This is a genomic window from Oleiphilus sp. HI0128, assembly GCF_001635365.1.
Genome location: NZ_LWGG01000170.1, coordinates 1 through 706, shown reverse-complemented (window position 1 = coordinate 706; position 706 = coordinate 1). Strand labels below are relative to the sequence as shown.

The following is a 706-nucleotide window of genomic DNA, read 5'->3' as shown; positions in this document are numbered from 1 at the left end:
ATGTGATACAGCGGATGCAATTCTTAAAGGCCCAATCGGCTTGAGCCATGAAGAGTCTGAGAAGATTCCTGTAGAAGAGCGTCCTGAGCGTGGTGCTTTATTACCAATGCGTCGTCGTTTGAATACCTATGCAAACTTTCGCCCGATTTCTTTGCCAGCAGGTATGGCTCATTTCTCACCACTTAAAAAAGAAGTAGTGGGCAATGGTATCGACATCATGTTGATTCGTGAATTGATCGGTGGTCTTTACTTCGGTGGAAAAGAAAGTGGTAAGACTGAAGATGGCCTTCGCTATGTAAAAGAAACCTTGGATTACGATGAAAGCCAGATCCGACAGATTTTGGAAGTTGCTTTTAAAGAATCTATGAAGCGTAAGAAAGTTCTTCACAATATTCACAAGAGTAATGTATTGATCTCTTCTGTACTTTGGAACGAAGTGCTTGAAGAAGTTGCTAAAGATTACCCTGAAGTAGAAGTCATTCACATGTTGGTTGATGCAGCTGCGACTCACCTATGTTTGAACCCAGGTCAGTTTGATGTCATGGTCATGGAAAACATGTTCGGTGATATCTTGAGTGACCAGGGTGGCGGTATTCTTGGTTCTCTAGGTCTAATGCCATCAGCATGTATGGGGCCTGAGAAAGCATACTACGAACCTTCTCACGGTTCTGCACCAGATATTGCTGGCCAAAACAAAGCTAACCCA

1 protein-coding gene is annotated in these 706 nt (G+C 43.2%); it reads left to right on the top strand.

The features are described 5' to 3' along the window. Positions 1-706 (top strand): isocitrate/isopropylmalate family dehydrogenase (locus A3763_RS02245; RefSeq protein WP_255376597.1); only part of this gene is annotated, 706 nt, incomplete at both ends.